Source organism: Orrella dioscoreae, assembly GCF_900089455.2.
GTDB lineage: Bacteria > Pseudomonadota > Gammaproteobacteria > Burkholderiales > Burkholderiaceae_B > Orrella > Orrella dioscoreae.
Genome location: NZ_LT907988.1, coordinates 2499816 through 2525149, shown reverse-complemented (window position 1 = coordinate 2525149; position 25334 = coordinate 2499816). Strand labels below are relative to the sequence as shown.

Sequence of the window (25334 nt, the reverse complement as noted above, 5' to 3'; positions counted from 1 at the left end):
CGCGGGGAGGGCGGGCGCGTGTCGGAGCAGGAACGGGTGGATCAATAGGAGAACGTCAGCGGCGGCGCCTGGTCGTTGAGCAGGTAGTCGCCCACGGTCCTGAACTTGTAGGCCAGCGGGTCGTGGGTGGTGTGGGTGCGCGCGTTGCGCCAGTGGCGGTCGAAGTTGTGTCCGCGCAGCGTGGTGGCCGCGCCGCCCACGTCGAACAGCGCCTGGCCGGCGTGCAGGCTGGCGCGCGTGGAGATGATCTTGGCCTGGGCCGTGGCGATCGACGCGTCGATGGTCAGGCGCTCGATGTCCTCGGGCGACGCCGTGCCGAATCGCGCGTCGGCGGCGGCATCGATCCGGGCCGCGGCCGCACGCACCATCGCCTCGGCGGCGGCGGCCTGGGCAGCGATGCCGCCCACGGTCTGCAGGACATAGGGGTCGTCCTGGGGACGCGCCACGCCACTTTCCTTCACCGCGCGCAGGCCGCGCCGGCCCCAGTCCACCGCGTCGCGCAGCGCCGCCTGGGCAATGCCCGCGTCCACGGCGCAATGGAAGATCTGGGCCAGCGCCCCCGTGTGGTGGCGCTGCGCCAGCCAGGGCTGCATCAGCAGGATCTCGTCAGCCTCGACACGCACACGCGCCAGCCGGGTCGTTCCGCTGGCGGTGCAGCGCTGGCCCATGCCGTCCCAGTCGTCGATGCGCGTGACGCCCTCCCGGTCCGCCGGAATCATCGCGGCCACCATGCGGCCTTCGTCATCCAGGGCGCGGATCTTCAGGATGTCGGCGAACAAGGCGCCCGTGCTGTAGTGCTTCAGGCCATCCAGCCGATAGTGATCGCCGTCGCGGACCAGGCGCGTGGCCAGCTCGCCGCGCGTCTTGCCGCCGCGCTCGGCGGCCGCGGCGCCGAACAGCGTGCCGCGCGCGGCCTGGGGCAGGTAGCGCGCCTGCTGGGCGGGCGTGCCCATCAGCCGCAGCCGTTCCAGGAAAACGAAATGCGAGAGGAAGGCCTGCGCGACATTGCTGTCGCCGCGCGCCAATGCCAGCGCCACGTCGACCATCTGGACCACGCTGCCGCCCGCGCCGCCGTGCTCGCGCGGCACGCGCAGCGCGCCGATGCGCTCGGCGCGCAAGCGCTGGAACGGCGCATGCGGCAGCGCCCGCTGCGCATCGCGGTGCGCGGAAGCGCTCGCCAACGCCTGGGCCAGCCCCTGGGCAGCCAGCACCAGCGCATCCGCCTGCGGGGCATCGTCGGGATCGGAAGGCGCCGCGCTCAGACGGCGATGGACAGCTTGGGCGTGGGACATGGATCGGCCTGCGTAAGAATGCGGACGGGAAGGGGCCGCAACGCAGACGGCGTCGCGGCGTGATGACAGGCCACCGCCTGGCCCGGGCGCAGCGGCGACAGCGCCGGGTCCTCGCGGCGGCACAGTTCGGTGGCCTGCGGGCAACGCGACTGGAAGCGGCAGCCCCGGGGCAGGGCGTAGAGGCTGGGCAGCTCGACGGCGGGCGCGGCCTGTTGCGGCAGGCGCCGCGCGCCCGGATCCCGCCCCGGCACCGAGGCCAGCAGCAGGCGCGTGTAGGGATGCGCCGCGGCCTGCCAGAGCTGGCCCGCCGGCAGCACCTCGACGATGCGTCCCAGGTACATGACCGCGATGCGGTCAGCCAGGGCTTCGACCACCGAGATGTCATGGCTGATGAAGAGATAGGCCACGCCCAGCGTGTCCTGCAGCGTGCGCAGCAGGGCCAGCACCTGCGTCTGCAGGGTCACGTCCAGCGCCGATACCGGCTCGTCGCACACCACCAGCCGGGGCGAGGTCGCCAATGCCCGCGCGATGTTCAGGCGCTGGCGCTGCCCGCCCGACAACTGGTGGGGCAGGCGTTCGCGCAAGGACCAGGGCAGGCCGACCTGCTCGAACAGCGCCTGGGCGCGCGCCGCCCGTTGCGCGCGCGGCGTGCCGTGCAGGGCCAGCGGCGCCTGCACGATGCGCAGCGCCGCGTGGCGCGGATCCAGGGCCGCCAGCGGATCCTGGAAGATCATCTGCAGGTCGCGCCGCAAGGGCTTGAGCCTGCGCGGCGGCAGGGCCGCCAGGTCGGCGCCCTGGAACAGGATCCGGCCCGACGTGGGCGCCATCAGGCGCAGCACGGCCTTGCCCAGCGAGGTCTTGCCACAGCCCGACTCGCCGATGAGCGCCACGGTTTCCCCGGCCTGCACGCGCAGGTCGACGCCATCCACGGCGGTCAGGACGCCGCGCGGCGTCCGGTACCGGACCTGCAAGGCCTGGATGTCCAGCAAGGGCTCGATCATGGGGTTTCCTTCGGGCCGCGCACGCGCGGCGACGTTCTGGATAAGAGGCGTGACGCTCATGCGAAGGCCTGCCATTCGGCGCCGATGGCGGCCGCTCCGGGCCGCGACGCCAGCAGGGCGCGCGTGTAGGGGTGTTGCGGATCGGCATACAGCGCCGCGGCGGGACGGCTTTCCACGCAGACGCCGTCACGCATCACCGCCACGCGATCCGCCATTTCCGCCACCACGCCCAGGTCGTGGGTGATCAGCAGCAGGCCCATGTCCAGCTCGCGCTGCAGGCTGCGCAGCAGCGTCAGGATCTGCGCCTGGATGGTCACGTCCAGCGCGGTGGTGGGCTCGTCGGCCACCAGCAGCGAAGGCCTGCCGGCCAGCGCCATGGCGATCACGATGCGCTGCCGCATGCCGCCGGACAGGCGCTGCGGATACTCCCGCATGCGCCGCGCCGCTTCCGGGATGCGCACGCGCTCCAGCAGCGCCAGGGCTTCGTCGCGCGCCTCGCGTGCCGAGCAGCGGCGGTGCAGGCGCACCGCCTCGGCCACCTGGTCACCCACGCGCATGATGGGATTGAGCGCCGACAAGGCATCCTGGAACACCATGCCGATGCCGCCGCCGCGCACCGACCGCAGCGCGCGTTCGTCCAGCGTCAGCAGGCCGCGCCCTTCGAAATCCAGCCGGCGGGCGCGGATGCGGGCCGAGGCCGGCAGCAGGCGCAGCAGGGCAAGCCCCGTGGTCGACTTGCCGCAACCCGATTCGCCCACGAGGGCCAGGGTTTCGCCGCGATGGATCTCGAACGAGAGGCCATCGACGGCGACGGCGTCCGGCCGTCCCTGGCTGCCCTGGTAGGCGATGCGCAGGTCCTCGACCCGCAGCAGCGGCGTGGCGGAGGGGCTCATGACAGGCTCCCGCGCCGGGCGTTGACGAGGTCGTTCAGGCCGCTGCCCAGCAGGTTCAGCGCCAGCACGGTCAGGAAGATGGCCGCGCCGGGCAGCGCCGTCATGTACCACGCGGTGCGCAGCACTTCACGGCCCGAGCCGATCATGCTGCCCCAGGACATGGCGTTCGGGTCGCCCAGGCCCAGGAAGGCCAGCGCGGCCTCGGTCAGGATGGCCTGGCCCGTCAGCAGGGACAGCAGCGCCACCACGGGCGACAGGGCGTTGGGCACGACGTGGGTGGCGACGATGCGCAGATGGCCCATGCCCATGACGGTGGCGGCTTGCACGAAGTCCGCCTCGCGCAGCTTCAGCGTCTCGCCGCGCGCCAGGCGAGCGACGTTCGGCCAGCTGGTCGCGGCAATGCCCAGGGCGATGCTCTGCGCGGTGGGCGACAGGATGGCGACGATGACGATGGTGAAGATCAGCGCCGGCATGATCTGGAACAGTTCGGCCAGCCGCATGATGGCGTTGTCGATCCGGCCGCCGAAATAGCCCGCCAGGCAGCCCGCCGCCACGCCCAGCACCGAGGCCGCCAGCCCGGCCTGCAGGCCCACCGACAGGGACACGCGGGCGCCGTGGGCCAGGCCGCTCCAGATGTCGCGGCCCATCATGTCCGTACCCAGCCAATGGGCCGGGTCCGCGCCCGGCCACAGATAGGGCCGCGCCACCATGGCCATGGGGTCGGGGCTGGACACGAATCCGGCCAGCAGGGCCACCAGGCCGATCAGCGCCAGGCTGCCCGCGCCCAGCCACAGGGCGGGGTGGGCAAGCCGGATGCGGCGCGCTTGCGCGTGGGCCAGGGTATTCATGCGCGGCCTCCCGTCATGTCGATGCGCGGATCCAGCACCGCATAGAGCAGGTCGGTGAAGAGATTCACCAGCACCACGAAGAGCGCGCTGGCCAGCAGGATGCCCAGCAGCAGGTTGATGTCGCGTGCCGAGACCGCCGACAGCGCCAGCTGGCCCAGCCCGGGCCAGGCGAACACCGTTTCCACCGTGACCGAGCCGCTCAGCAAGGCGCCGAACTGCAGGCCGGTCATCGTGACCATGGGCAGGAGGGCATTCGGCACGATGTGCCGCCACACCAGCCTGCGACGGGAGGCCCCTTTGGCGCGCGCCGTGCGCACGTGGTCCAGCTGGCTGACGTCGCGCACCGATTCCCGCATGAGGCGGATGTAGACCGCCGTGTAATGCAAGGTCAGGCACAGCACCGGCAGCGCCAGGTGGCGCGCCAGGTCCCAGGCCCTGGCCCAGCCCTGGTGCGAGGCGCCCAGCTGCTGCATGCCGCCCGAGGGCAGCCAGCCCAGCGTCACGGAAAACAGCACGATGGCCATGAGCCCCAGCCAGAACAGCGGCACGGCGAAGCCCAGCGCCCCCAGGGCGGAGATCAGGCGGTCCAGCCAGCGCCAGCGCGTGACGCCCGCCACCGCGCCCAGCCAGGCGCCCAGGAGCGCGGACAGCAGCAGGGCGGTGCTCATCAGCGCCAGGGTGGCCGGCACGCGCTCGGCAATCAGCGTGGCCACCGGCGCGTTGTGGCGAAAGGACCAGCCGAGGTCCAGCGTCAGCACCTTGCCCACGTAGCTCAGGAACTGGCTGGGCAAGGGCTGGTCGCTGCCGAACTGGGCCCGCAGCTGCGCCATGAATTCCGGCGTCGCGGCGCCCGCTTCGCCGGCGATCACGTCGGCCATGTCGCCCGGCACCGTCTTCATCAGGATGAAGTTCAGCACGATGACGAGGAAAGCCACCGGCAGCACCTGGGCCGTGCGCGCCAGCACGTAGCGCAAGGAGGAAAGGGAAACCCGCAAGCGTCTCTCCCCGTCATCCGATGCGCAGGCCGGCCTGCTTCAGCAGCGGCAGCACCGCCTCGCCGAAATACGCCAGGTCGGGCGCGAAGTCATAGAAAGTCAGTTGCACGCCATCGCAGCCCGCCGCCTTCAGGCGCAGGAAGGCGTCCACGACCTGCTCGGGGCTGCCCACCACCTGCACATTGCCGCCGACCGCGCGCTGGTCGCGCTGGTGGCCGCGATGCGCCTGGCTGTCGCGCGCCGTCGACGAGGCCTGGAAGGCGTCGACCGCCTGGCGGTCCTGCGCGGCCACGATGGCGTCGTGGTACTCACGCGCCTCCTTCTCGGTCGGCCGGCAGATCACCATGGGATTGATCAGCGTGCGCAATGCCCGGCCCTCGGCGGCGCCCGCCTGGCGCAGTGCAGCGATGTGCGCGGGCAAGGCCTGCAGCGCGGCCTCGATCTCGGCGCCGGCCGGGCTGGTCACGAACACCAGGTCGGAATGCCGGGCCGCATACCGCATGCCGGCGGGCGAGCCCGTTGCGTTCACCAGGATGGGCCGGCCATAGCGCGGCCGCGGCGACACATAGGCGTCGTGCGTCTGCCAATAGCGGCCCGCGCGGCTCAGGTTCTCGTCCTCGCCCCACAGCGCCGTCAGGAAATCGGTGAACTCCTCGGCCATCGCATAGCGCTCGTCGTGCGCGATCTGCTCGCGGCCGAACATCAGCGCCTGCGTGCGAAGGTTGCCGGTGACCATGTTCAGTCCCCAGCGCCCGTCCGTGATGTGGTCCAGCGTGGCGCCGAACTTGGCCAGGTGCAGCGGGTGCCACGGGCCATAGAGGATCTGGATGGTGGAGATCAGCAGGATGCGCGAGGTCAGGGCCCCCAGGGCGGCCGTGGTCACGAAGGGGTCGAGCGATTCCTCGCGGTAGCGGATCTGGCCGCCGTGGCCGCCCTTGGGCAGCCATTGCGCCAGGCCGAACACCAGGTCGAAGCCCAGCGCCTCGGCCTGCAAGGTCAGGCGCGCGTTGTAGTCGAACTGCCAGTCCGTCCCGCGCGGCAGGGTGGACGGGCTCCAGCCGCCGCTTTGCACCGGCAGGAACAGCCCCAGCAACAGCGGCTGCTTCAGCACCTCGTGCAAGGGGCTGCCCGGGATGTCGGCCGGCGAGGCGAACACGGGCGGGAGGGCAAGGCGCGGCGCGGCGGAGGGCATGGCGATTCGTGTCCGGTGCATGTCCTCGCCAGGCAGGCAAGGATCAGGAGGAAGGCACGAATGATGGCGCTGCGCGGCGCACCGGGAAAATCAAAATCAGCGATATGGTTATGGGTCGCGGGCGCTTCGTCCACTGCCGCGCGCCAGGCCATGCCTCGCAAACCCTTGTCCAGCAAGGCTTTAGGCCAGGGGCGGCACCGCTGACCCGGCATTTATCGAAGCATCAATTGATAAGTTCTGGTGATGTGTTCGTATGCAAGACCTTATCAACCCCGCGGCATCGCGGCCTGCGGCGCGGGATGGTGCGCGCGGCTGTCGCCGGGCGCTTCGGCACGCTCGTGCAGGCCGTAATCGCGCATGACCGATGCCACCCGCAGGCGGTAGTTGGCGAAGACGCCGCCGCGGCCGTTCTCCTGCGCCTGCCGATGCGCCTGGCGGTTGCGCCACGCCTGCACCGCGGCCTCGTCGCGGAAGAAGGACAGGGAGAGATACTTGCCCGGCTCCGAGACGCTCTGGAAGCGCTCCACGGAAATGAAGCCATCGATCCGCGCGAGCTCTTCGCGCAGGTCCGCGGCAATGGAGAAATAATCCTGGCTGCGGCCCTCGGCCGGCCACAGTTCGAAGATGATCGCGATCATGCCGTCACCGCCTGCTCGGGGTGGGACGGCGTACAGCGGAAGGACGGACGGCGCATGCGAAAACTCCAGGTGGGGGCGACATGCCCGCACTGTAGCCCGGCCACCGCGCATGACGGTTCGCCAGCCGCCGAACCGTCGCCGGCCGCGTCCCTCAGCCGACGGCCGCCACCGGGGCATAGCGGCCCGCGCGGCTCAGCAGGTCGAATGCCTGCCGCACCAGCGGATTGACCGTGTTCGGGCGGATCCACAGGTAATAGGTCACGTCCGGCAGCTTGGGCAGCCCGTCCCGTTCGCCCAGCACGCGCATGTCCGGCCCCAACAGCTCCATGCTGCGCGCCGTCACCCCCAGGTTGGCGCGGATGGCGGCCTTCACGCCGATCAGGTTGGAAGACAGGTAGGCCTGCTTCCACGGCACGCGGGCCCGGTCCAGCGCCTCGATGGCCAGCCGCCGGAAGATGCTGGGTTCGTCGATGAGGATGAGCGGCAGCGGCTGCTCGCGCGCATGCACGTATTGCGATGCGCACACCCACACCGTGGGCGAGCTGCGCAAGACCAGGCCTTGCAAGGAGCGGTCATGGCGCGTGGACAGCGTCATGTCGATCTCGCCGCGATGCAGCGCTTCCATCAGGAAAGGGCTGCGGCCCACGTCGATCTCCAGGCGCAGGCGCGGCGCCGAGCGCGCGATCTGCTCCAGGATGGGCGGCAGCAGCGTGTCCGCGACATCGTGCGGCGAGCCGATGCGCAGCGACCCGTGCATATCGCTTTCCCCCAGCGCGCGGGCCGCGTCGTCGTTCAGGCTCAACATGTCGCGGGCGTAGCGCAGCAGCTTGGCGCCGTGCTCGGTCAGCCGCTTGTGCCGGCCCTGGCGGCTGAAAAGCGGCAGGCCCACCTGCGCCTCCAGCCGCTGCATCTGCTGCGACACCGCCGCCTGGCTGCGGCCCGTGTGCCGCCCCGCGCCCGCGAAGGTGCGCTGGTCGGCCACGGCAACGAAGGTGCGCAGCAGGTCGAGGTCGAAGGTCTGGATCACGGCGAGGAGGGCGGTGGCGCAAAGGCGCCCACGATAGCAGTGATCCCCGCCGGCGCGCCGCATAACCGTATGCTGGAAACCGCAGTCGGCCGCGGCATGCACCGGGCAACGGGACTTACAGTCTGCAACCCGATGCGTCGTTTCAACTGCTATCGTTCCCGCATCCCATCGTCCATCGAGGTCACCCATGCGCGCTGATGACACCGATCCCTACCGCACCGTTGCCAGCTACGACAGCGTGATGCTGGCGCACATGGCCGCCGGCAGGCTGCAAGCCGAGGGGCTGGACGCGAACATTGCCGATGCGAACTACGTCTCGGCCAACTGGTTGATGGCGAACGCCCTGGGCGGCGTGAAGATACGCGTGCCCGCGCCCCAGGCAGCGGCCGCGCGCGAAATACTCGCCCGGCTCGATGCCGGCGATTACGCGCTGGAAAGCGCCGACACCACGCAGGCATCCGAGCCCGCCGCAGGCATCGCATGCCCGGCGTGCCAGGGCGCCGCGGAGCCGTATCACGGCTGGCGCTGGCGGCTGTCGATGCTGCTGGTGCACGCGGCGCAACTGCCCGTGCCGCCTGGCGACCAGAACGTCTGGCGCTGCACGGCATGCGGCAATCGCTGGCGCGCGGACTGACACGCGCCTGCGCCCGCCCGCCTGCCTAGAACAGGTCGGCCAGGCGATAGAGCGCCGGAATCAACAGCGAACCCAGCACGACCTGCAGGCCCAGCGCCAGGCCGGCGTAGGCGCCGGCATCCGCGTTCACCTGCATGGCCCGCGCCGCGCCGATGCCGTGCGAGACCACGCCCAGCGCCATGCCGCGCTGCATCCAGCCCGCCTCATCGCGCGGGATGCGCAGCAGGTCGAAGAGCGTCTTGCCCGTCAACGCGCCCACCAACCCCGTCAGGATGGCGATGACCGCCGCCAGCGCGGGAATGCCGCCGATGGCTTCGGCAATGCCCATCGCCACGGGCGCCGTCACGGACTTGGGCGCGAGGCTGCGCAGCATCTCGGCAGGCAGGCCGAACAGCCAGCCCAGCAGCAGCGCACTGACGCTGGCCACCGCGCCGCCCAGCGCGGCGGCCAGCCCGATGCGACGCCATTGCGCGCGCAAGGCCGGCCAGCGCTGGTACAAGGGCCACCCCAAGGCCACCACGGCCGGTCCCAACAGGAAGTGGATGAATTGCGCCCCGGCGAAATAGGTCTGGTAAGGCACGCCAGTGAGGAACAGGCCCAGCGCGATCAGCACCACGCTCCACAAGACCGGATTGGCCAGCGGGTTTTGGCCCAGGCGCGCATAGACCGTCCCGGTCAGCAGATACACCGCCAGCGTGGCCGTCAGGCCGAAGAGCGGCGTGGACGACAGGTAGATCCAGAGTTCGACGAAGTCGTTCATGCCTGTCCGCCCCCGTCACGGCTGCGCCAGCGCAGCGCCCACAAGGTGGCCGCCATGCCCGCCCACGTCGACAGCGCAATCACGGCCAGCAGACGGAAGCCGTGGTCGGCCAGCAGGCCCACATAGCCCATCACGCCCACGCCCACCGGCACGAACAGCAAGGCCAGGTGCGCCAGCAGGAACTGCGCGGCGGGCACGACCGCGGCGCGCACCCAGGCGCTGCGCAGCGCCGGCAGGAGCAGCATCATGCCCACCACGGGCCCGGGAAAGGGCAGGTGCAACAGGCGCGACAGGGCTTCGCCGACGGCCTGGCACAGGAGCAGCAGGGTAAAACCCAGCAGGGGAAGATTGGCCGCGCTCGGCACGGCAGGACGGGCAGGGGTCGTATCGGGGCGGACGGGAACGGACATGGCGGCGCAAGGCGTGGAAAGCCGCCGGCGGCGGATACGCCGCCAGCAAAGGCGCCACTGTACTCCGAGCGCCGTTCCCGCGCCGCCCGTGGCGTCCCGTCAGGGCAACAGCAGGATGGCGCCCGTGCTGCGGCGCGCCTGCGCATCCTCGTGCGCGCGCACGATATCGGCCAGCGGATAGCGCGCGCCGATCTCGGCGCGCACCGCGCCCGAAGCGATCGCCTCGAACAGCTCGGCCGCATTGGCGCGGAACACCGCCGGGTCGGCATTGTGCGGGAAGACCGAAGGCCGCGTCAGGAACAGGCAGCCCTTCTTGTTCAGCAATTCGGGCGAGATCTCCGGCGCCGGGCCGGAGGCGGCGCCATACAGCACCACCAGGCCGAAAGGCGCGGCACAGTCCAGCGAGTGCAGGAAGGTGTCGCGTCCCACCGAGTCATAGACGACACGCGCCTTGCGCCCGTCCAGGCGATCCAGCAGCGTCGCCACCCAGTCAGGCTGGCGGTAGTCGATGGCCACGTCGCAACCCGCCGCGCGCGCCTGCTCGCATTTCTCCGCTGAACCCGCGGTGCCCACCACGAAGGCACCCAGGGCCTTGGCCCAGCGGCAGAGGATCTGTCCCACGCCCCCCGCTGCGGCATGCACCAGCACCACGTCGCCCGGCTGCACGCGATGCGTCTTGCGCAGCAGGTACTGCGCGGTCATGCCCTTGAACAGCACGGCGGCCGCCATCTCGTCCGACACGCCATCGGGCAGGCGCACCAGCTTGCTGGCCGGCACATTGCGCGCGCTGGCATAGGCGCCCACGCCCGCGTTCATGTAGGCCACCCGGTCGCCCGGCCGGAACGCGTCCACGCCCGGCCCCACCGCCTCGACGACGCCCGCGGCCTCGTGGCCCAGGCCCGTGGGCAAGGGCAGGGGATACGCGCCCTGGCGCTGGTAGATGTCGATGAAGTTGAAGCCGATGGCCGTCTGGCGGATCTGCGCCTCGCCCTTGCCGGGCGCGGGCAGCGCGTGCGACGACAACTGCATGACGGACGCGTCGCCGAACTCGGCGATGCTGACGCTGGTGGCCTGGGTCATTTGCCTGCTCCTCCTTGTTCTGGGGTGTCGCCCGGTGGGCGCGTGGCCCACGCTAACACAGCAGGGACGGGACGGGCCGCTTGACCCTGCCCGGGCCCGGGACAAGCCGCTCAGCCGTCCTTCATCAGGCGGTCGATGATGCCGCGGATCTGCAGCGCCGCGTCCTCGATGTGACGGGTCAGCAAGGCCTGCGCGGCATCGGCCTGCCGCGCGCGGCAGAGTTCGATCAAGGCCAGGTGTTCCTCGCGCGCCTGCTGCTTGATGGGCGCGTTGAACACCTGCAGGCGGAAATAGCGTTCCGATTTTTCATGCAGCGAACGCACGATGTTCATGGCCGTGGCGCGGCCCGCCGGGCGGTACAGGAGTTCATGGAAGTCGCGGTTCAACCGGCCCCAGTCGGCATCCTGCGCCTCGTCCATGGCGCCCAGCATCGCCTCGGCCTGGCGCAGGGCAGCCTCCGGAATCACGGGCGCGGCTTCGTGGATCAGCCAGGGTTCGATGCGCAGGCGCAGGTCGAAGAGCTCCTGCACTTCGCCGGGCGACAGGGTGGAGACATAGGCGCCCTTGTGCGGCACCAGGTCCGCCAGGCCTTCGGCGCTGAGCAGCCGGATCGCCTCGCGCACGGGGATACGGCTCACGCCCAGGTCATCGGCCAGGGCCTCCTGGCGCAGGGGCTGGCCGGGCGCCAGCTGGCCCGACAGGATGCGGGCGCGCAGGGCGTCCACGACCAGTTCCACGGTGGTCTTGCGCACCAGGCGGCCGGGGGCTTGCGCGGGGAGGGTGTCCAGTTCCATGTCTCGTCGTCTTCTGGGCGGCAGACGCATCAGGGTTATCCCGAGTGTTGCCGCGGCCATGCTTGCGTGTAAGGTTCGATTATATATTGGATCCAATGTTCAGCCGATCCGGACAGACCCGCAAGTCCGACGCGGACCGGAAAGGTGCCTGGATGCCGAAAACCCGCCGCCCATCGCGGCATTTTTCTTGATCCCTCAAATTGGATCCAATATATTGTTCACGAAAAATCCCATACAAACCAAGAAAGGAAGACAACATGACGATCCAGTGGAAAGGCGTATTCCCCGCCGTCACCACCAAGCTCAAGGCCGACGGCGCCCTGGACCTGGACGCGATCCGCCAGGGCCTGGAACGCCTGATCGAGAACGGCGTGGCCGGCGTGGTGATGATGGGCATGGTGGGCGAGAACGCCCAGCTTTCGCCCGAGGAAAAGCTGACCGTCCTGCGCACCGCGAAGGAAACCGTGCGCGGCCGCGTGCCCGTGATCTCCGGCCTGGCCGAGACCAGCACCGAGAAGGCCGTGGCCTATGCCCGTGAAGCCGAGAAGATCGGCGTGGACGGCCTGATGGTCTTTCCCGGCCTGACCTACAAATCGGACGACGCCGAGACCATCGCGTTCTACAAGACGGTGGCCGCCGCCAGCCGCCTGGAGATCCTGCTCTACAACAATCCGCGCGGCTACGGCGTGGACCTGCGCCCGGACGTGGTGGCCGACTTGCTGGCGGCCCCCACCATCGTCGCCATCAAGGAAGAGTCTTATGACACGACGCGCGTGACCGATCTGATCTCGCGCTTCGGCGACCGCCTGGCGGTGGTCTGCGGCGTGGATGACCTGATCGTGGAAAGCGTGGCGCTGGGCGCCCAGGCCTGGGTCTCGGGCATGGCCAATGCCTTGCCGCGCCAGTCCGTGCAACTGCTGGACCTCGCCATCGCCGGCGATTTTGCCCAGGCCCGCAAGCTGTACGCGGCCCTGACGCCGCTCTTCCACCTGGACACCGTGGTCAAGCTGGTGCAGCACATCAAGCTGGCCGAGCACCTGATCACCGGCAGCGCCGAAACCGTCAAGGCGCCGCGCCTGGCGCTCACCGGCGCCGAACGCGAGCGCACCATCCAGATCACCCGCCAGACCCTGGCGGACCTGAAGGCGCTGGGCTACGACTGAAGCCCAGGCACGACCCATCCATAACATCCAAGGGGAAATACCATGACCACGCTGTTCCGCGCCCCGCGCGCGCTTGCCACGCTGCTGCTCGCCGGCCTGGGGGCATTGCCCGCCGCCGCCCAGGCCGACCCCTATCCGACCCGCGCCATCGAACTGATGGTGGCCTATCAACCCGGCGGCGGCAGCGACAACACCGCGCGACTGATCGCGGATGTCGCGCGTCCGCTCATGCCGCAACCCGTGGTGGTGCTGAACCGTCCGGGGGCCAGCGGTTCCATCGGCTGGGCCTATGTGGCCAATGGCCAGCCCGATGGCTATCGCACGGTGCTCATGACCACCGAGATGCTGGTGGTGCCCTTGATGGGCATCGGCAAGACCACGGCGGACGACTTCCTGCCCATCGCGCGCTTCACCGACGATCCGTCCTCCGTCACCGTGCGCGCCGATGCCCCCTGGAAGACGCTGGAGGAGTTCCTGGCCGACGCCAGGAAGAAGCCCGGCAACGTGGCGATCTCGAACGCGGGCATCGGCACCGTGCCGCACCTGGCGGCCGCGGCGCTGGGCGAGGCCAGCGGCGTGCAGTTCACGCATGTGCCTTACCAGGGTTCATCGCCGGCCATCATGGGATTGCTGGCCGGCGACGTGCAGGCCACCACCGTGGCCTACGCCGAACTGCGCCAGCACGTGGAAACCGGCAAGCTGCGCACGCTGGCCGTCATGGCCGACCAGCGCGTGCAGGGCCTGGACAGCCCGACGCTGAAGGAAAAGGGCATGGACCTGCAGTTCAGCGTGTGGCGCGGCATCGGCCTGCCCAGGCAGGCGCCGGCGGAGGCAGTGGCGAAGTGGCGTGAGGTGGCCCGCCAGATCTCGGAGTCGTCGACGTTCGACGCGGCGTTGCGCAAGCAGAACCTGACGCCTGCCTATGCCGACAGCGACGCCTTCGCCGCCGACATCGCCCGCCAGGCGGCAGCCTTCAAGACCCTGGTGCCCAAGCTCAACCTGAAGGACTGAGTCCGGCGCGCCCCGGGGCCGGGCTCAGTCCGGCCGGCCCTGGATGGCACGCTTCCTGGCGACGGCGTAGCCCACGCCCAGCAACAGGAACCACAAGGGGGCGACGAAGAGCGCCTGGCGCGTGTCGGCCTCCAGCAGCAGCAACACCACGATGAAGGCGAAGAATGCCAGGCAGGCGCAGGCCATGAACCGTCCGCCGGGCATCTTGTAGCGCGAGGCCGCGTGCAGGGCGGGGCGCTGCTTGCGATAGACCAGGTAGGACAGCAGGATCAGCGACCACACGAACATGAAGAGCGTGGCCGACACGGTGGTGACCAGCGTGAAGGCTTCGACCAGGTCGGGAATCACATACATCAGCGCTGCGCCGCCGAGCAGGCAGATGCAGGAGAACATCAAGCCGCTGGCCGGCACGTGGCGGCGGGAGAGCACGGCGAACCGCCTAGGGGCGTCGCCTTTCTCGGCCAGGCCGTACAGCATGCGGCTGGTCGAGAACACGCCGCCGTTGGCCGATGACGCCGCCGAGGTCAGCACCACGAAATTGATGATGCCCGCGGCGGCCGGCAGGCCCGCCAGCACGAAGAGCTCGACGAACGGGCTCTTGCTGGGCACGACGTCGCGCCAGGGCGTGACCGCCATGATGGCCACCAGCGCCATCACATAGAAGATGACGATGCGCACGGGAATGGAGTTGATGGCGCGCGGCAGCGTGCGCTCGGGGTCACGCGCTTCCGCCGCCGTCGTGCCCACCAGCTCGATGCCCACGAAGGCGAAGACCGCTATCTGGAAACCGGCGAAGAAGCCCATCATGCCGTTGGGGAAGAACCCGCCGTCATTCCACAGATTGGACAGCCCCGCCACCCGGCCGCTGGGCGCCACGAATGCGGAATAGGCCATGAAGAGCCCCGTGCCCACCAGCGCCACGATGGCCACGATCTTGATCATGGCGAACCAGAACTCGATCTCGCCGAAGAGCTTCACGGTCAGCAGGTTCAGCGACAGCAGCAGGCCCACGCAGGCCAGCGCCGGCACCCACTGCGGCAGGTCGGGGAACCAGAACTGCATATAGGCGGCGATCGCGATGACGTCGGCGATTGCCGTGATGATCCAGCAGAACCAGTAGGTCCAGCCCATGAAGAAGCCCGCCCACGGGCCCAGCAGGTCGGACGAGAAATCGATGAAGGACTTGTATTGCAGGTTGGAGAGCAGCAGCTCGCCCATCGCCCGCATGACGAAGAACAGCATCACGCCGATGATGAGATAGACCAGGATGACCGACGGGCCGGCCAGGCTGATGGTCTTGCCCGAGCCCATGAAGAGGCCGGTGCCGATGGCCCCGCCAATGGCGATGAGCTGGATGTGCCGATTCGAGAGATTGCGCTGCAGATGGGAGGAATCAGGGTCTCGGTGACCGGACTGCGGTGCCACGGGGTGTCTCCGGAAACAGCGGCAGCCTGGACGTCCAGTCAGGACCGCCGGCTGCGCGCGGATCATGCGAAAGGGCGACAACATACCACGCCGACCGGGCGCATCCGTTCAGCTGAAAGTCAGGATCCATGCGGCCTGGCGGGCCACCGGGGCTCAATCGCCCAGCAGGTTCTCGCGCACGTGCACCAGGTGCCGGCGCGCGCAGTCGGTGGCGCGTGCCGCATCCCTGTCGGCCAGGGCCTCGACCAGTTCACGATGCTCGCGCTGATAGGCCAGCCTGCGCTCAGGCGTCAGGCTGCGGCGCTTCAAGGCGCCCCACGAGGCGTGGGAACGCGCCGCGTTCATCAGGCGGAAGACGCTGTCGATGAAGGGATTGTGGGTGGCGGCCGCGATGGCCTCGTGCAGGCGCCCATCCCATACCTCGAAGGCCTCGAAGCTGGTCGCGGCCTCGGCCTCTTCGCAGCAATGCCGCATGTGCGCGAAATCGGCCGGCGTGGCGTGCTGCACCACCATGCCCACGATGGCGGGCTCCAGGGCCACGCGCGCGGCCATGAGCTGGGCAGGGCTGGTCGTGGCGGCCTCGTCGCGCAAGGCTTCGGCCGCATCCGCGGGCGCGGCCGGATCGCTGACATAGGTGCCGCTGCCCACGGTCTGCACGATGAGGCCGCGCGCCTTCAACTCGGCCAGCGCGCGCCGCACCGTGGAACGGCTCAGGCCGAATTGCTCGCCCAGCGCACGCTCGGTGGGCAGGCGATGGCCTGGCGCCCAGGCGCCGGAGCGCAATTGTTGATGCACGTGTTCGCGCAGCGTCGCGGCCTTGTCCATGGGATGCCTGGCTGTCCTGGTATCTGGAATCAGAGTGGAAGGGTGAGCGGGATGATACCAAAAAATGCCAATCTGGCCAGCGGGGAAAACTCAGCGCCATTGCCCCTTACCCCAACAATGCCGCGGCTTCCCGTCTGGCTTGAATGAAACCATTCAAGTGCCAATCCATTGATTAGGTATTTTTTGGTATTGACGATAAAGAACATTGGTCCTAGCCTGGTTTCCACGCAAGGTGAGGGCCGGCACTCGGCGGGCCCGCCTGGACGACGAGGAGCAAGCATGAGAATCGCGGTATTTCGCGCCGGCGGCGCGCGCAAGGTCGGCCTGGTGTCGAACGACGGCAAGACCGTCAGCGCCCTGGACTTTCCCCCCGAGCAGGCGGCCGGCGGCGCATTGGCCGTCATCGACGCGCTGGCGGCCGGCAAGCCCTTGCCCGCCACGGTGGGCGAGGCCTACGCCTGGGACCAGGTCCAGCACGAAGCGCCACTGCCCGCGCAGCGCCGCAACCTGTTCTGCGTGGGCCGCAACTACCGTGACCACGCCAAGGAACTGTCCGACTCGGTGTTCAAGGGCAATGACGCCAATCCCGAGTCCTGGCCCATCGTCTTCACCAAGGTGCCGCAGACCGTCGTGGGACCTCGCGATGACATCCACCTGCCCGCGGGCATCTCCGACAAGATCGACTACGAGGCCGAACTGGCCGTGGTGATCGGCAAGCCCGGCCGCAACATCTCGCGCGGCGAGGCGCTGTCGCACGTGTTTGGCTACACCATCGTCAACGACGTCACGGCGCGCGACGTGCAGATGCGGCACCAGCAATGGGACCTGGGCAAGTCCTTCGACACCTTCTGCCCCATGGGGCCCTGGCTGGTCACCGCCGATGAACTCGATGGCACCGATACCCGGGTGCGTTGCTGGGTCAACGGCAGCGCGCGCCAGGACGGCCGCACGACCGACCTCATCTTCGACATCCCCACGCTCATCGAAACCTGCTCGCGCGGCATCACGCTGTTGCCGGGCGACGTGATCGCCACCGGCACGCCGGCGGGCGTCGGCATGGGCCTGACGCCGCCCACCTACCTGAAGCCTGGCGACGTCGTGCGCATCGAGATCGACGGCATCGGCCAGATCGAGAACCGCTGCGTGTAGACCACGCCCGCGACCCACAGCGCCACGGCCACCGCAACGTACGGGGCCGGGCCGACACTGGAGAGAGACATGAAGACAGACGCGTTTTTCCCGGCGCGGGCCGCAGCCCGCCTGCTCGCCGCAGCCACGCTGGCCGCCTGCGCCTGGCCCGCCCTGGGGCAGGGCGCTTATCCGGATCGCCCCATCACGATGATCGTGCCGTTCCCGCCCGGCGGGGTGGCCGACACCGTGGCCCGGCCGCTGGCCCAGGCGCTGGGCAAGGAACTCGGCCAGCCGGTGGTCATCGAGAACAAGGGCGGGGCAGGGGGCGGCATCGGCATCGCCCAGGCCGCGCGCGCGCAGCCCGACGGCTACACCCTGCTGCTCAGCCTGTCCTCCATTTCGATCCTGCCCGCCGCCGATCGCGTGCTGGCGCGCAAGCCTGCCTATCAACTGGACCAGTTCGTGGCGGTGGCGCGCATCACCGCCGACCCCACCGTGCTGGTGGTGCGGGCCGACGCGCCCTGGGCCACCGTGCAGGAGTTCGTGGCGGCGGCGAAGGCCAGGCCCGGCGCCATCAACTACGGCAGTTCGGGCATCTACGGCACCATGCACGTGCCCATGGCCATGCTGCAGGACGCCGCCGGCATCCAGATGACGCATGTGCCGTTCACCGGCGCGGGGCCGGCCGTGCAAGCCTTGCTGGGCGGCCAGGTGCAGGCGGTGGCCACCGGCCCCTCCAGCGTGCGGCAACTGGTGGAGGCGGGCAGGGTGAAGGCGCTGGCGCACTGGGGCAGCGCGCCGCTGGAGAGCCTGCCCGCCGTGCCGACGCTGCGATCGCAAGGCCTGGACGCGAACTTCGTGCAATGGTCCGGCGTCTTTGCCCTGGCCGGCACGCCCGCGCAGGTGGTGCAGCGGCTGCGTGACGCCCTGCGCACGGTGGCCGGGGACGAGGCCTTCCGCAAGCAGATCGCCGGCGCGGGCAGCCCGGTGCTGTACCAGGACGCGCCCGAATTCGACGCGTATTGGAAGGAAGACTCTGCAGCCCTGTCCCAGGCCGTCGCGCGCATCGGCAAGCTGGAGTGAAGGCGGGCGAGGCGGGCGGAAACGACAAAGTCGTCAGCATCTCGTTAGCCCGGCGGGAGTAGTATTAGCGCTTTTCCGCTACGCCGACGCCTTGCGGCGCCCAGTCGTGACCCCACCCGCCCAGCCTCCCGCCGCGCCCAGTCTTTCCCACCACACCGGTTTCATTGCCTTTCTTGGCGCGCGCGTCCTGGCGCTTTTCGCGCAGCAGGTCCAGGCGGTCGTCGTGGCCTGGCAGGTCTATGACCTGACCCGTGAACCGCTCTCGCTGGCCTATGTGGGCCTGGCCCAGTTCCTGCCCATGCTGTGCCTGCTGCTGCCGGCAGGCGACCTGATCGACCGCTACAACCGCCGCCACATCCTCATGGTCAGCTGGACCGTGTCGGGCGTGTGCAGCGCCATGCTGTGGTGGCTGTCCGGCCACGGCCACGCGGGGGTCGCGGGCATCTATGCCGTGCTGGTGCTGTTCGGCTGCGCGCGGGCCTTCGGCGGTCCGGCCATGCAGAGCCTGCTGCCGCAGATCGTCCCGCGCGCGCAACTGGCCCAGGCCATCGCCACCAACATGATGATCATGCGCGTGGCCAGCATCGCCAGCCCCGTGATGGGCGGCGTGCTGTATGCCACGGGCGGCGGCGAACTGACCTACGCCGTCTGCCTGGGCGCGTTCGTCGTGGGGGCGCTGCTGCTCATGCTCGTCACCACGACATACGCCTCGGCCCGTGCCGCGGCGGTGGGCACGATGTGGCAACGCTTCGGCGCGGGCATCGTCTTCATCCGCACGCGTCCCATCATCCTGGGCACCATCTCGCTCGATCTCTTCGCGGTGCTGCTGGGCGGCGTGGTCGCCTTGCTGCCCATCTACGCGGCCGAGGTCCTGCACGTCGGGCCCGAAGGGCTGGGCGCGCTGCGCAGCGCCATGGCCATGGGGGAAGTCGTGGCGGGCGTGATCCTCAGCGTGCGGCCGCTGCAGCGCAAGGTGGGCGCCCGCATGTTCCTGGCCGTCGCCATCTTCGGCCTGGCGAACCTGGTGTTCTCGCTCTCGACCTGGTTCTGGCTGTCCTTCGCGGCGCTGGCCGTGGCGGGCGCGGCGGACATGGTCAGCGTCTACATCCGTGGCGCATTGGTGCAGTTCTCCACGCCCGATGAGATGCGCGGGCGGGTGAACGCCGTGAACATGCTCTTCATCGGCTCGTCCAACGAGCTGGGGGAGTTCCGCGCGGGCACCAGTGCCGCCGCCGTTGGCGCGGTGCCGGCAGCCGTGCTGGGCAGCCTCTGCACGCTGGGCGTGGTGGCCGCCTGGACGCGGATCTTCAAGCCGCTGCGCACCGTGGACCGCTACGAGGAAGCCAGCCCCAAGGGTTAAACGCCGCGCCAAGGCGGTTTTTCGGTACCATCGGCAAGCAGGCTGTTCCGCCTGCTTGCCCCCTGCGACGGTACCCGCCATGACTTCTCCCATCAGCGTCGACCAGGCCATCGAACTGGCCGGCGTCGGCCGCTTCCAGAAGCGCCTGCTCGGCATCTTCGGCCTGGTCTGGACGGCGGACGCCATGCAGGTCCTGGCCATCGGCTTCACCGTCGCCTCCATCGCCGTCACCTTCGGCGTCGGCATCCCCGAAGCCTTGCGCACCGGCACGGCATTTTTCCTGGGCATGCTGGTGGGCGCCTTCGTGCTGGGCCGGCTGGCCGACCGCATCGGCCGGCGCCCCGTGCTGCTGGGCGCCATCGTCATCGACGCCGTCTTCGGCATCGCCTCGGCCTTCGCGCCCGATCTCACCTGGCTGATCGTCCTGCGTTTCCTGACCGGGGTCGGGGTGGGCGGCACCTTGCCGGTCGACTACGCCATGATGGCCGAGTTCCTGCCCGCGCAACGGCGCGGCCGCTGGCTGGTGGGGCTGGAATCGTTCTGGGCCGTGGGCACGGTCGCCCTGGCGCTGCTGGCGCTGGCCGTGTCCGGCGATCCGGAATCGTGGCGCACCATTTTCCTCGTCACCAGCCTGCCGGCGCTGGCGGGCATCGTGCTGCGTCTTTCCGTGCCGGAATCACCGTTCTACCTGAACAAGCAAGGCCGCACGGCCGACGCCCACGCCGTGCTGCGGCGGGTGGCGCGCAGCAACGGCCAGCCCGACTACCTGCCGCCACTCAAGCCCGACACGGCCGAAAGGCAATCCGCCGCCGCGCTGTTCTCGCCCAGCCTGCGGCGCCGCTCCATCCTGATCCTGCTGGCCTGGCTGCTGATCTCGATGTCGTACTACGGCGTCTTCGTCTACCTGCCGGTGCAGCTGGCCAGGCAGGGTTTCGGTTTCCTGCGCGGCCAGGAATTCCTGGTGGTCATCGCGCTGGCGCAACTGCCGGGCTACGCCCTGGCCGCCTATGGCATCGAACGCTGGGGCAGGCGGCCCACGCTGACCGGCTTCCTGTTGTTCAGCGCGGCAGGCTGCCTGCTGTATGGCCTGGGACAGACCACCACCGTGGTGGTGGCCGCCACGCTGCTGATGAGTTTCTCGCTGCTGGGCTGCTGGGCCAGCATCTATGCCTATACGCCCGAGATCTATCCCACCACGCTGCGCGCCACCGGCATGGGCAGCGCGGGCGCGGTGGCGCGTTTCGGCGGCCTGCTCGCGCCTTCGGTGCTGGCGCCGGTCATGGCAGCCAGCTTCGGGCTGTCGCTGGTGGCGTTCTCAGTCCTGCTGGTGCTGGCCGCGGGCTTCATCGCGCTGATCGACGTCGAGACGCGCAACAGCGCACTGCGCTGAAAAAACGCCGACGTCACTCCCCGTCGGCCTGTCCCGCGTCGTCCTTCGCCGGCCAGGCAGGCGCCAAGGGCGCCGCCAGCGCGCGCTGGCCCGTCATGGCCGCGCAGACATCCTCGATATGCGCCGCCTGCCGCGCCACCGGCTCGGGCACAGGCAGGCGCCCCGCCAGCACTGCCTCGATATACGCCGCCTGGGTGGCGGGCGACAGATCGGTCGGCCAATCCGCCACGGCCTGCATGCGGGTGTCCCGCGCCTCCTGCAGGCGATACGCGGTGCCGGCCACATAGGCATCGATCTGCTGCAGCTTGCGGCCGTCGGCCACCGGCTCGCCTTCGATACCGCGCAGCAGCATGGCGTCGGCGCCCGTCAGGCGATAGCTTGCGTCCATCATGCCCGCGTAGGGGGCGTGCGTATAGCTGCCCACCACCAGGGCCCGGCCGGCGCACGGGTTCAGGATCTTCACCAGGCTGTGCGCCGGATTGCGCACGCCAACGATCTTGCGCACGCCCAGCAACCAGGCAAGCTGCGGCGCGAACACGTGCAGGGGCAGCACGTTGATGGCGTCGTCGCGCACCGCGCCGACGCTGTCCAGCGCGGCGTGTCCCAGCGCCGCCAGCACCTGGGCAGTGGTGATCCGGGCAAGGTCAGGTTCGCCCGCGTGCGTCACGACGCGCAGGCCGCGCGCCACCAGCATCAGGCCGAGCAGGGGCGTCAGCACCGGCAGCCTGCGCGAGCCGTTGTAGCTGGGCAGCACCACGGTGGCGCGGCCATCGGAGGCGGGCGGCACCGGCGTGATCCGGGCTGCCGTGGCCGCCAGGAAGCCCGCCATCTCGGCCGGCGTCTCGCTCTTGAAGCGCATCGACAGGCAGAAACCGCCGATCTCCAGGTCGGAGGCCTCGCGATCCAGCACCTGCCCGAACAGGTCCTCGGCCTCGATCTCGTCCAGGCTCTTCGCGCCGCGCGCGCCCCGGCCGATCTCTTTCAGGTAATGGCTGATGCCCACTGCGAATTCTCCTCATCCTGCCCGCCGCGGGCCTGCGCGGCGGACAGTCCCCGCAAGCTAGGCCGCCTGTCTGGCGGGCGTACCCTGGCGAGTGTAGAGGAAGTCGATCACCGCCTTGCGCGCCTGCATATAACGCGGATCGTCGGCCAGCGTCTTGCGGTCGCGCGGGCGCGGCAGGTCCACGGCCAGCACTTCGCCGATGGTCGCGGCCGGGCCGTTGGTCATCATGACGATCTTGTCCGACAGCAGCACGGCCTCGTCCACGTCGTGGGTCACCATGACCACGGTGGCGCCGGTCTGCGCCACCAGGGCCAGCAGCTCGTCCTGCAGCGTGGCGCGCGTCAGCGCGTCCAGCGCGCCGAAAGGCTCGTCCATCAGCAGCACCTTGGGTTCGATGGCCAGCGCCCGGGCAATGCCCACGCGCTGCTTCATGCCGCCGGAGATCTCGCCCGGGCGTTTCTGCGCCGCATGGCTCAAGCCCACTTTTTCCAGCGCCGCCGCGGTGCGGGCCTTCAGTTGCGCGCGATCCTCCTGCGCGCCGAACACCCGCTCGACCGCGAGCATGATGTTGCCCTCGCAGGTCAGCCAGGGCAGCAGGGAATGGTTCTGGAACACCATGGCGCGGTCGGGGCCGGGTCCGCCGATCTCGCGCCCCGCGGCGATCAGCGTGCCCGCCGAGGGCAGCGTCAGGCCGGCCAGCAGGTTCAGCAAGGTCGACTTGCCGCAGCCCGAGTGGCCGATCAGCGCGACGAACTCGCCGCGCGCCACGTCCAGGTCGATGTCGCGCAAGGCCACGTAGTCACCCTTGGCCGTGGGAAAACGTTGCGCGACGCCGCGGATCTCGATGTAGCGATGGTCGTTGATCATGAGAGGTCTCCCTGCGCTCAGGACGCGGTGTCTTCGAAGGTGAGGCGCGCGGCCAGCTTCACGAGCAGCAGCTCCAGCAGCAGGCCCACGATGCCGATGACGAAGATGGCGATGATGATGTGGGCCACGTTCAGGTTGTTCCACTCGTCCCATACCCAGAAGCCGATGCCCACGCCGCCCGTCAGCATCTCGGCGGCCACGATCACCAGCCAGGCCGTGCCCACGGCCAGCCGCACGCCGGTCAGCACATAGGGCAGCACGGCGGGCAGCAGGATGCGCGTGACGATCTTCCATTCGGACAGGTCCAGCACCCGCGCCACGTTCAGGTAGTCCCGCGGCACGCGCTGCACGCCCACGGCGGTGTTGATGATCATGGGCCAGATCGAGCAGATGAAGATGGTCCAGATGGCCGCCGGATCCGCCGACTTGAACACCAGCAGGCCGATGGGCAGCCAGGCCAGCGGCGACACGGGGCGCAGCAGGCTGATCAGCGGACCGACCATCCGGTTCAGGAAACGGAAGCGGCCGATCATGAAGCCCAGCGGAATGCCCACCAGCGCCGCCAGGCCAAAGCCCAGCGCCACGCGCTGCAGGGAAGCCAGCACGTTCCAGCCGATGCCCTGGTCGTTCGGCCCGGCTTGGTAGAACGGCTCGGCGAAGAGCGCCACGGCCGCCTGCCAGGTCTGGCCCGGCGTGGGAATGCCGCCGCCGGTCTGGGCCAACGCCTGCCACAACAGGCCCAGCAGCAGGAAGCCGAAGGCGGGCGGCGCCACGGCGTGCAGCAGGCGGCTCGTCCATTCCTTCGAACGGGCGGGCAGGGCGGGCGCCGCGGCAGAGGCGGAGGGGGGGGACGAGGTAAGGGCTCGGGCCATGTCGGACTCCTGAAGCAAGAACGGATGGGTAAGGCGCGGCCTCAGCCGTGGACGGAGAAGCTGTCTGCATAGGCGGCCGGGTTCTTGCCGTCCCACACCTTGCCGTCCATGAGCTTGCTGCTGCGCAGATCGCTGGCGGGCAGGGGCGCGCCGGCCGCCGCCGCGGCGTCGCGGTAGATCGCCGTCCGATTCACCTGCCTGGCCAGCGCCTCGTAATCGGGATGCGCGTTGAGCAGGTTCCAGCGCTTGTGCTGGGTCAGGAACCACATGGCGTCCGACAGATAGGGATACGAGGCCTGGCCCTCGTCATAGAACTTCATGTGGTTGGGGTCTTCCCAGCGCTTGCCCAGGCCGTTCTGGTAGCGCCCCTGGATACGGTCGATGATGGCGGACTTGTCGGTGTTCACATAGGCGCGCGCGGCGATCACCTCGGCCATCTTCTCCTTGTTGGCGGCGCTGGCATCGATCCAGCGGCCGGCCTCCAGGATGGCGGCCGTGACCGCGCGGCAGGTGTTGGGATACTTGTCGGCGAAGGCCGCCGTGGTGCCCAGCACCTTCTCGGGGTGATCCAGCCAGATCTCCTGCGAACTGACGACGTGGGCCGAGACGCCATCCAGGATGCCGCGATGGTGCCAGGGCTCGCCCACGCAGAAGCCATCCATGTTGCCCACGCGCGCATTGGCCACCATCTGGGGCGGTGGCACGGTGATGACCTTCACGTCCTTCATCGGATTCACGCCGCCGCTGGCCAGCCAGTAATACAGCCACATCGCGTGCGTGCCGGTGGGGAAGGTCTGCGCGAAGGTGTATTCGCGCGGCTCGCGCTTCATCAGCGCCACCAGGGATGGCAGGTCCACCGCGCCCGCATCGGCCATTTTCCTCGACAGCGAGATGGCCTGCCCATTGCGGTTCAAGGTCATGAGCAGCGCCACGTCGCTTTTCGGGCCGCCGATGCCCGCCTGCAAACCCATCAGCATGCCGTACAGGACGTGGCTGAAATCGTTCTCGCCATTGAGCAGCTTGTCACGCACCGATGCCCAATTGGCTTCCTTGCTGGGGGTGATCTTCACGCCGTACTTCTTGTCCAGGCCGAGCACGGACGCCATCACCACACTGGCACAGTCGGTCAGCGGAATGAACCCGATCCTGACCTCTTCCTTCTCCGGCTTGTCCGAGCCCGCGGCATACGCCCCGCGATGTCCCAACGCCGGCAGCAGGGCAGCGGCGCCCACGGCGGCCGACTGCAGCAGGAAGCGGCGGCGCTCGGGGCGCTGCGCGGCGGCCTCGGACGTGACGATGCCAGTGGACGACGGCAGTTCGGGGATGACAGGCTGGCTCATGGAAAGGCTCCGGTAACACCAAGGCGAAAAAAAACGGCGCCCCATCGCGCGCCGTGGCTGGACCTGCCAGCGGGGACGCGCGAGGGACGCCGTTGTCCGTTGCGCGGAACCCGCCAGTGGCTGGCACGGGCGGTTCCTGCGCGGTGCCACGCACACCATCATTGGCGGCTTGGCATGCCTACCCAAGCAAGAGCCGTGCCACACCGATACGGAAGGCCGTGCAGACGGGGCAAAGGACCGGCGCGGTGGCCATCCCGTGCACACAGCCGGCAGCCCAGGCCTGAAAATGGTGCAGTGCCG

General features: G+C 69.5%; 26 protein-coding genes. 7 read left to right on the top strand and 19 right to left on the bottom strand.

The genetic code is table 11. The features are described from left to right. Nucleotides 1–41 precede the first annotated feature (41 nt). The 8 genes from ODI_RS11845 to ODI_RS11810 all read right to left on the bottom strand — a co-directional run bounded on the left by ODI_RS11845 (nucleotide 42) and on the right by ODI_RS11810 (nucleotide 7883). Nucleotides 42–1292 carry an acyl-CoA dehydrogenase family protein gene (locus ODI_RS11845; protein WP_082985174.1) on the bottom strand — a complete coding sequence of 417 codons (1251 nt, stop codon included), beginning with the start codon at nucleotides 1290–1292 and terminating at the stop codon, nucleotides 42–44. Then, the gene (locus ODI_RS11840; RefSeq protein WP_231968040.1) at nucleotides 1259–2353 is read right to left on the bottom strand and encodes an oligopeptide/dipeptide ABC transporter ATP-binding protein; all 1095 of its coding nucleotides are present in this window, start codon (nucleotides 2351–2353) and stop codon (nucleotides 1259–1261) included. Before ODI_RS11840 ends, ODI_RS11845 begins: the two co-directional genes overlap by 34 nt. Continuing rightward, nucleotides 2350–3186, bottom strand: coding sequence for an ATP-binding cassette domain-containing protein (locus tag ODI_RS11835; protein WP_067750284.1), 837 nt, complete (start codon nucleotides 3184–3186; stop codon nucleotides 2350–2352). Before ODI_RS11835 ends, ODI_RS11840 begins: the two co-directional genes overlap by 4 nt. Further along, nucleotides 3183–4034: an ABC transporter permease gene (locus tag ODI_RS11830; RefSeq protein WP_067750286.1), complete on the bottom strand. Its 852-nt coding sequence runs from the start codon at nucleotides 4032–4034 to the stop codon at nucleotides 3183–3185. Before ODI_RS11830 ends, ODI_RS11835 begins: the two co-directional genes overlap by 4 nt. Beyond that, on the bottom strand, nucleotides 4031–5029 hold the full coding sequence (locus ODI_RS11825; protein WP_231968039.1) for an ABC transporter permease: 999 nt from the start codon (nucleotides 5027–5029) through the stop codon (nucleotides 4031–4033). Before ODI_RS11825 ends, ODI_RS11830 begins: the two co-directional genes overlap by 4 nt. Nucleotides 5030–5042: 13 nt before the next feature. Next, nucleotides 5043–6242, bottom strand: coding sequence for an LLM class flavin-dependent oxidoreductase (locus ODI_RS11820; RefSeq protein ID WP_082985175.1), 1200 nt, complete (start codon nucleotides 6240–6242; stop codon nucleotides 5043–5045). A gap of 245 nt (nucleotides 6243–6487) precedes the next feature. After that, entirely contained in the window at nucleotides 6488–6859 is a 372-nt protein-coding gene (locus ODI_RS11815) for an antibiotic biosynthesis monooxygenase family protein (protein WP_067750290.1), read from the bottom strand. A 151-nt stretch (nucleotides 6860–7010) separates the two neighbouring features. Then, nucleotides 7011–7883, bottom strand: coding sequence for a LysR substrate-binding domain-containing protein (locus ODI_RS11810; protein ID WP_067750334.1), 873 nt, complete (start codon nucleotides 7881–7883; stop codon nucleotides 7011–7013). A 190-nt stretch (nucleotides 7884–8073) separates the two neighbouring features. Between ODI_RS11810 and ODI_RS11805 the strand changes: the two genes are divergently transcribed. After that, nucleotides 8074–8520, top strand: coding sequence for a putative signal transducing protein (locus ODI_RS11805; RefSeq protein ID WP_067750291.1), 447 nt, complete (start codon nucleotides 8074–8076; stop codon nucleotides 8518–8520). Nucleotides 8521–8545: 25 nt separating this feature from the next. On the opposite strand, the gene ODI_RS11800 is transcribed toward ODI_RS11805, so the two are convergent. From ODI_RS11800 to ODI_RS11785, 4 genes are all read right to left on the bottom strand, one after another. Beyond that, a complete protein-coding gene (locus ODI_RS11800; protein WP_067750292.1) occupies nucleotides 8546–9280 on the bottom strand; it encodes an LrgB family protein in 735 nt (244 codons plus the stop codon). Next, nucleotides 9277–9690 carry a CidA/LrgA family protein gene (locus tag ODI_RS11795; protein WP_082985177.1) on the bottom strand — a complete coding sequence of 138 codons (414 nt, stop codon included), beginning with the start codon at nucleotides 9688–9690 and terminating at the stop codon, nucleotides 9277–9279. Before ODI_RS11795 ends, ODI_RS11800 begins: the two co-directional genes overlap by 4 nt. Nucleotides 9691–9789: 99 nt before the next feature. Further along, the gene (locus tag ODI_RS11790; protein WP_067750293.1) at nucleotides 9790–10770 is read right to left on the bottom strand and encodes a quinone oxidoreductase family protein; all 981 of its coding nucleotides are present in this window, start codon (nucleotides 10768–10770) and stop codon (nucleotides 9790–9792) included. Nucleotides 10771–10880: 110 nt separating this feature from the next. Next, nucleotides 10881–11564: a GntR family transcriptional regulator gene (locus ODI_RS11785; RefSeq protein WP_067750294.1), complete on the bottom strand. Its 684-nt coding sequence runs from the start codon at nucleotides 11562–11564 to the stop codon at nucleotides 10881–10883. Between the two features lie 257 nt (nucleotides 11565–11821). On the opposite strand from ODI_RS11785, the gene ODI_RS11780 reads away from it, so the two are divergent. Together ODI_RS11780 and ODI_RS11775 are read left to right on the top strand one after the other, a co-directional pair. After that, a complete protein-coding gene (locus ODI_RS11780; RefSeq protein WP_067750296.1) occupies nucleotides 11822–12727 on the top strand; it encodes a dihydrodipicolinate synthase family protein in 906 nt (301 codons plus the stop codon). Nucleotides 12728–12769: 42 nt separating this feature from the next. Beyond that, nucleotides 12770–13738, top strand: coding sequence for a tripartite tricarboxylate transporter substrate binding protein (locus tag ODI_RS11775; RefSeq protein ID WP_067750298.1), 969 nt, complete (start codon nucleotides 12770–12772; stop codon nucleotides 13736–13738). A gap of 24 nt (nucleotides 13739–13762) precedes the next feature. Here ODI_RS11775 and cycA read toward each other — a convergent pair whose 3' ends face one another. The 3 genes from cycA to ODI_RS22290 form a co-directional block, all read right to left on the bottom strand. Next, nucleotides 13763–15163 (bottom strand): D-serine/D-alanine/glycine transporter, encoded by a 1401-nt coding sequence (cycA, locus tag ODI_RS11770; RefSeq protein WP_067750299.1) that lies wholly within the window; start codon nucleotides 15161–15163, stop codon nucleotides 13763–13765. A gap of 153 nt (nucleotides 15164–15316) precedes the next feature. Then, nucleotides 15317–15988 (bottom strand): FadR/GntR family transcriptional regulator, encoded by a 672-nt coding sequence (locus tag ODI_RS11765; RefSeq protein ID WP_067750302.1) that lies wholly within the window; start codon nucleotides 15986–15988, stop codon nucleotides 15317–15319. Nucleotides 15989–16017: 29 nt separating this feature from the next. Then, on the bottom strand, nucleotides 16018–16194 hold the full coding sequence (locus ODI_RS22290; protein ID WP_157929753.1) for a hypothetical protein: 177 nt from the start codon (nucleotides 16192–16194) through the stop codon (nucleotides 16018–16020). A gap of 73 nt (nucleotides 16195–16267) precedes the next feature. Here ODI_RS22290 and ODI_RS11760 point away from each other — a divergent pair, with 73 nt between their 5' ends. The 4 genes from ODI_RS11760 to ODI_RS11745 all read left to right on the top strand — a co-directional run bounded on the left by ODI_RS11760 (nucleotide 16268) and on the right by ODI_RS11745 (nucleotide 20952). Next, nucleotides 16268–17137: a fumarylacetoacetate hydrolase family protein gene (locus tag ODI_RS11760; RefSeq protein WP_067750307.1), complete on the top strand. Its 870-nt coding sequence runs from the start codon at nucleotides 16268–16270 to the stop codon at nucleotides 17135–17137. Between the two features lie 69 nt (nucleotides 17138–17206). Further along, a complete protein-coding gene (locus tag ODI_RS11755) occupies nucleotides 17207–18202 on the top strand; it encodes a tripartite tricarboxylate transporter substrate binding protein (RefSeq protein ID WP_067750309.1) in 996 nt (331 codons plus the stop codon). A gap of 91 nt (nucleotides 18203–18293) precedes the next feature. Continuing rightward, entirely contained in the window at nucleotides 18294–19562 is a 1269-nt protein-coding gene (locus tag ODI_RS11750) for an MFS transporter (RefSeq protein ID WP_408635826.1), read from the top strand. A 79-nt stretch (nucleotides 19563–19641) separates the two neighbouring features. After that, a complete protein-coding gene (locus tag ODI_RS11745; protein ID WP_067750313.1) occupies nucleotides 19642–20952 on the top strand; it encodes an MFS transporter in 1311 nt (436 codons plus the stop codon). A gap of 13 nt (nucleotides 20953–20965) precedes the next feature. Here ODI_RS11745 and ybiB read toward each other — a convergent pair whose 3' ends face one another. From ybiB to ODI_RS11725, 4 genes are read right to left on the bottom strand one after another with little or no spacing between them, the layout of a single operon-like run. Further along, on the bottom strand, nucleotides 20966–21955 hold the full coding sequence (ybiB, locus tag ODI_RS11740; RefSeq protein ID WP_067750315.1) for a DNA-binding protein YbiB: 990 nt from the start codon (nucleotides 21953–21955) through the stop codon (nucleotides 20966–20968). A 57-nt stretch (nucleotides 21956–22012) separates the two neighbouring features. Beyond that, the gene (locus ODI_RS11735) at nucleotides 22013–22822 is read right to left on the bottom strand and encodes an ABC transporter ATP-binding protein (RefSeq protein ID WP_067750317.1); all 810 of its coding nucleotides are present in this window, start codon (nucleotides 22820–22822) and stop codon (nucleotides 22013–22015) included. A gap of 17 nt (nucleotides 22823–22839) precedes the next feature. Further along, nucleotides 22840–23694, bottom strand: coding sequence for a nitrate ABC transporter permease (gene ntrB / locus ODI_RS11730; RefSeq protein ID WP_098020900.1), 855 nt, complete (start codon nucleotides 23692–23694; stop codon nucleotides 22840–22842). Between the two features lie 41 nt (nucleotides 23695–23735). Continuing rightward, nucleotides 23736–25034, bottom strand: a complete 1299-nt coding sequence (locus tag ODI_RS11725) for a CmpA/NrtA family ABC transporter substrate-binding protein (RefSeq protein ID WP_082985413.1) — start codon at nucleotides 25032–25034, stop codon at nucleotides 23736–23738. Nucleotides 25035–25334 lie beyond the last annotated feature (300 nt).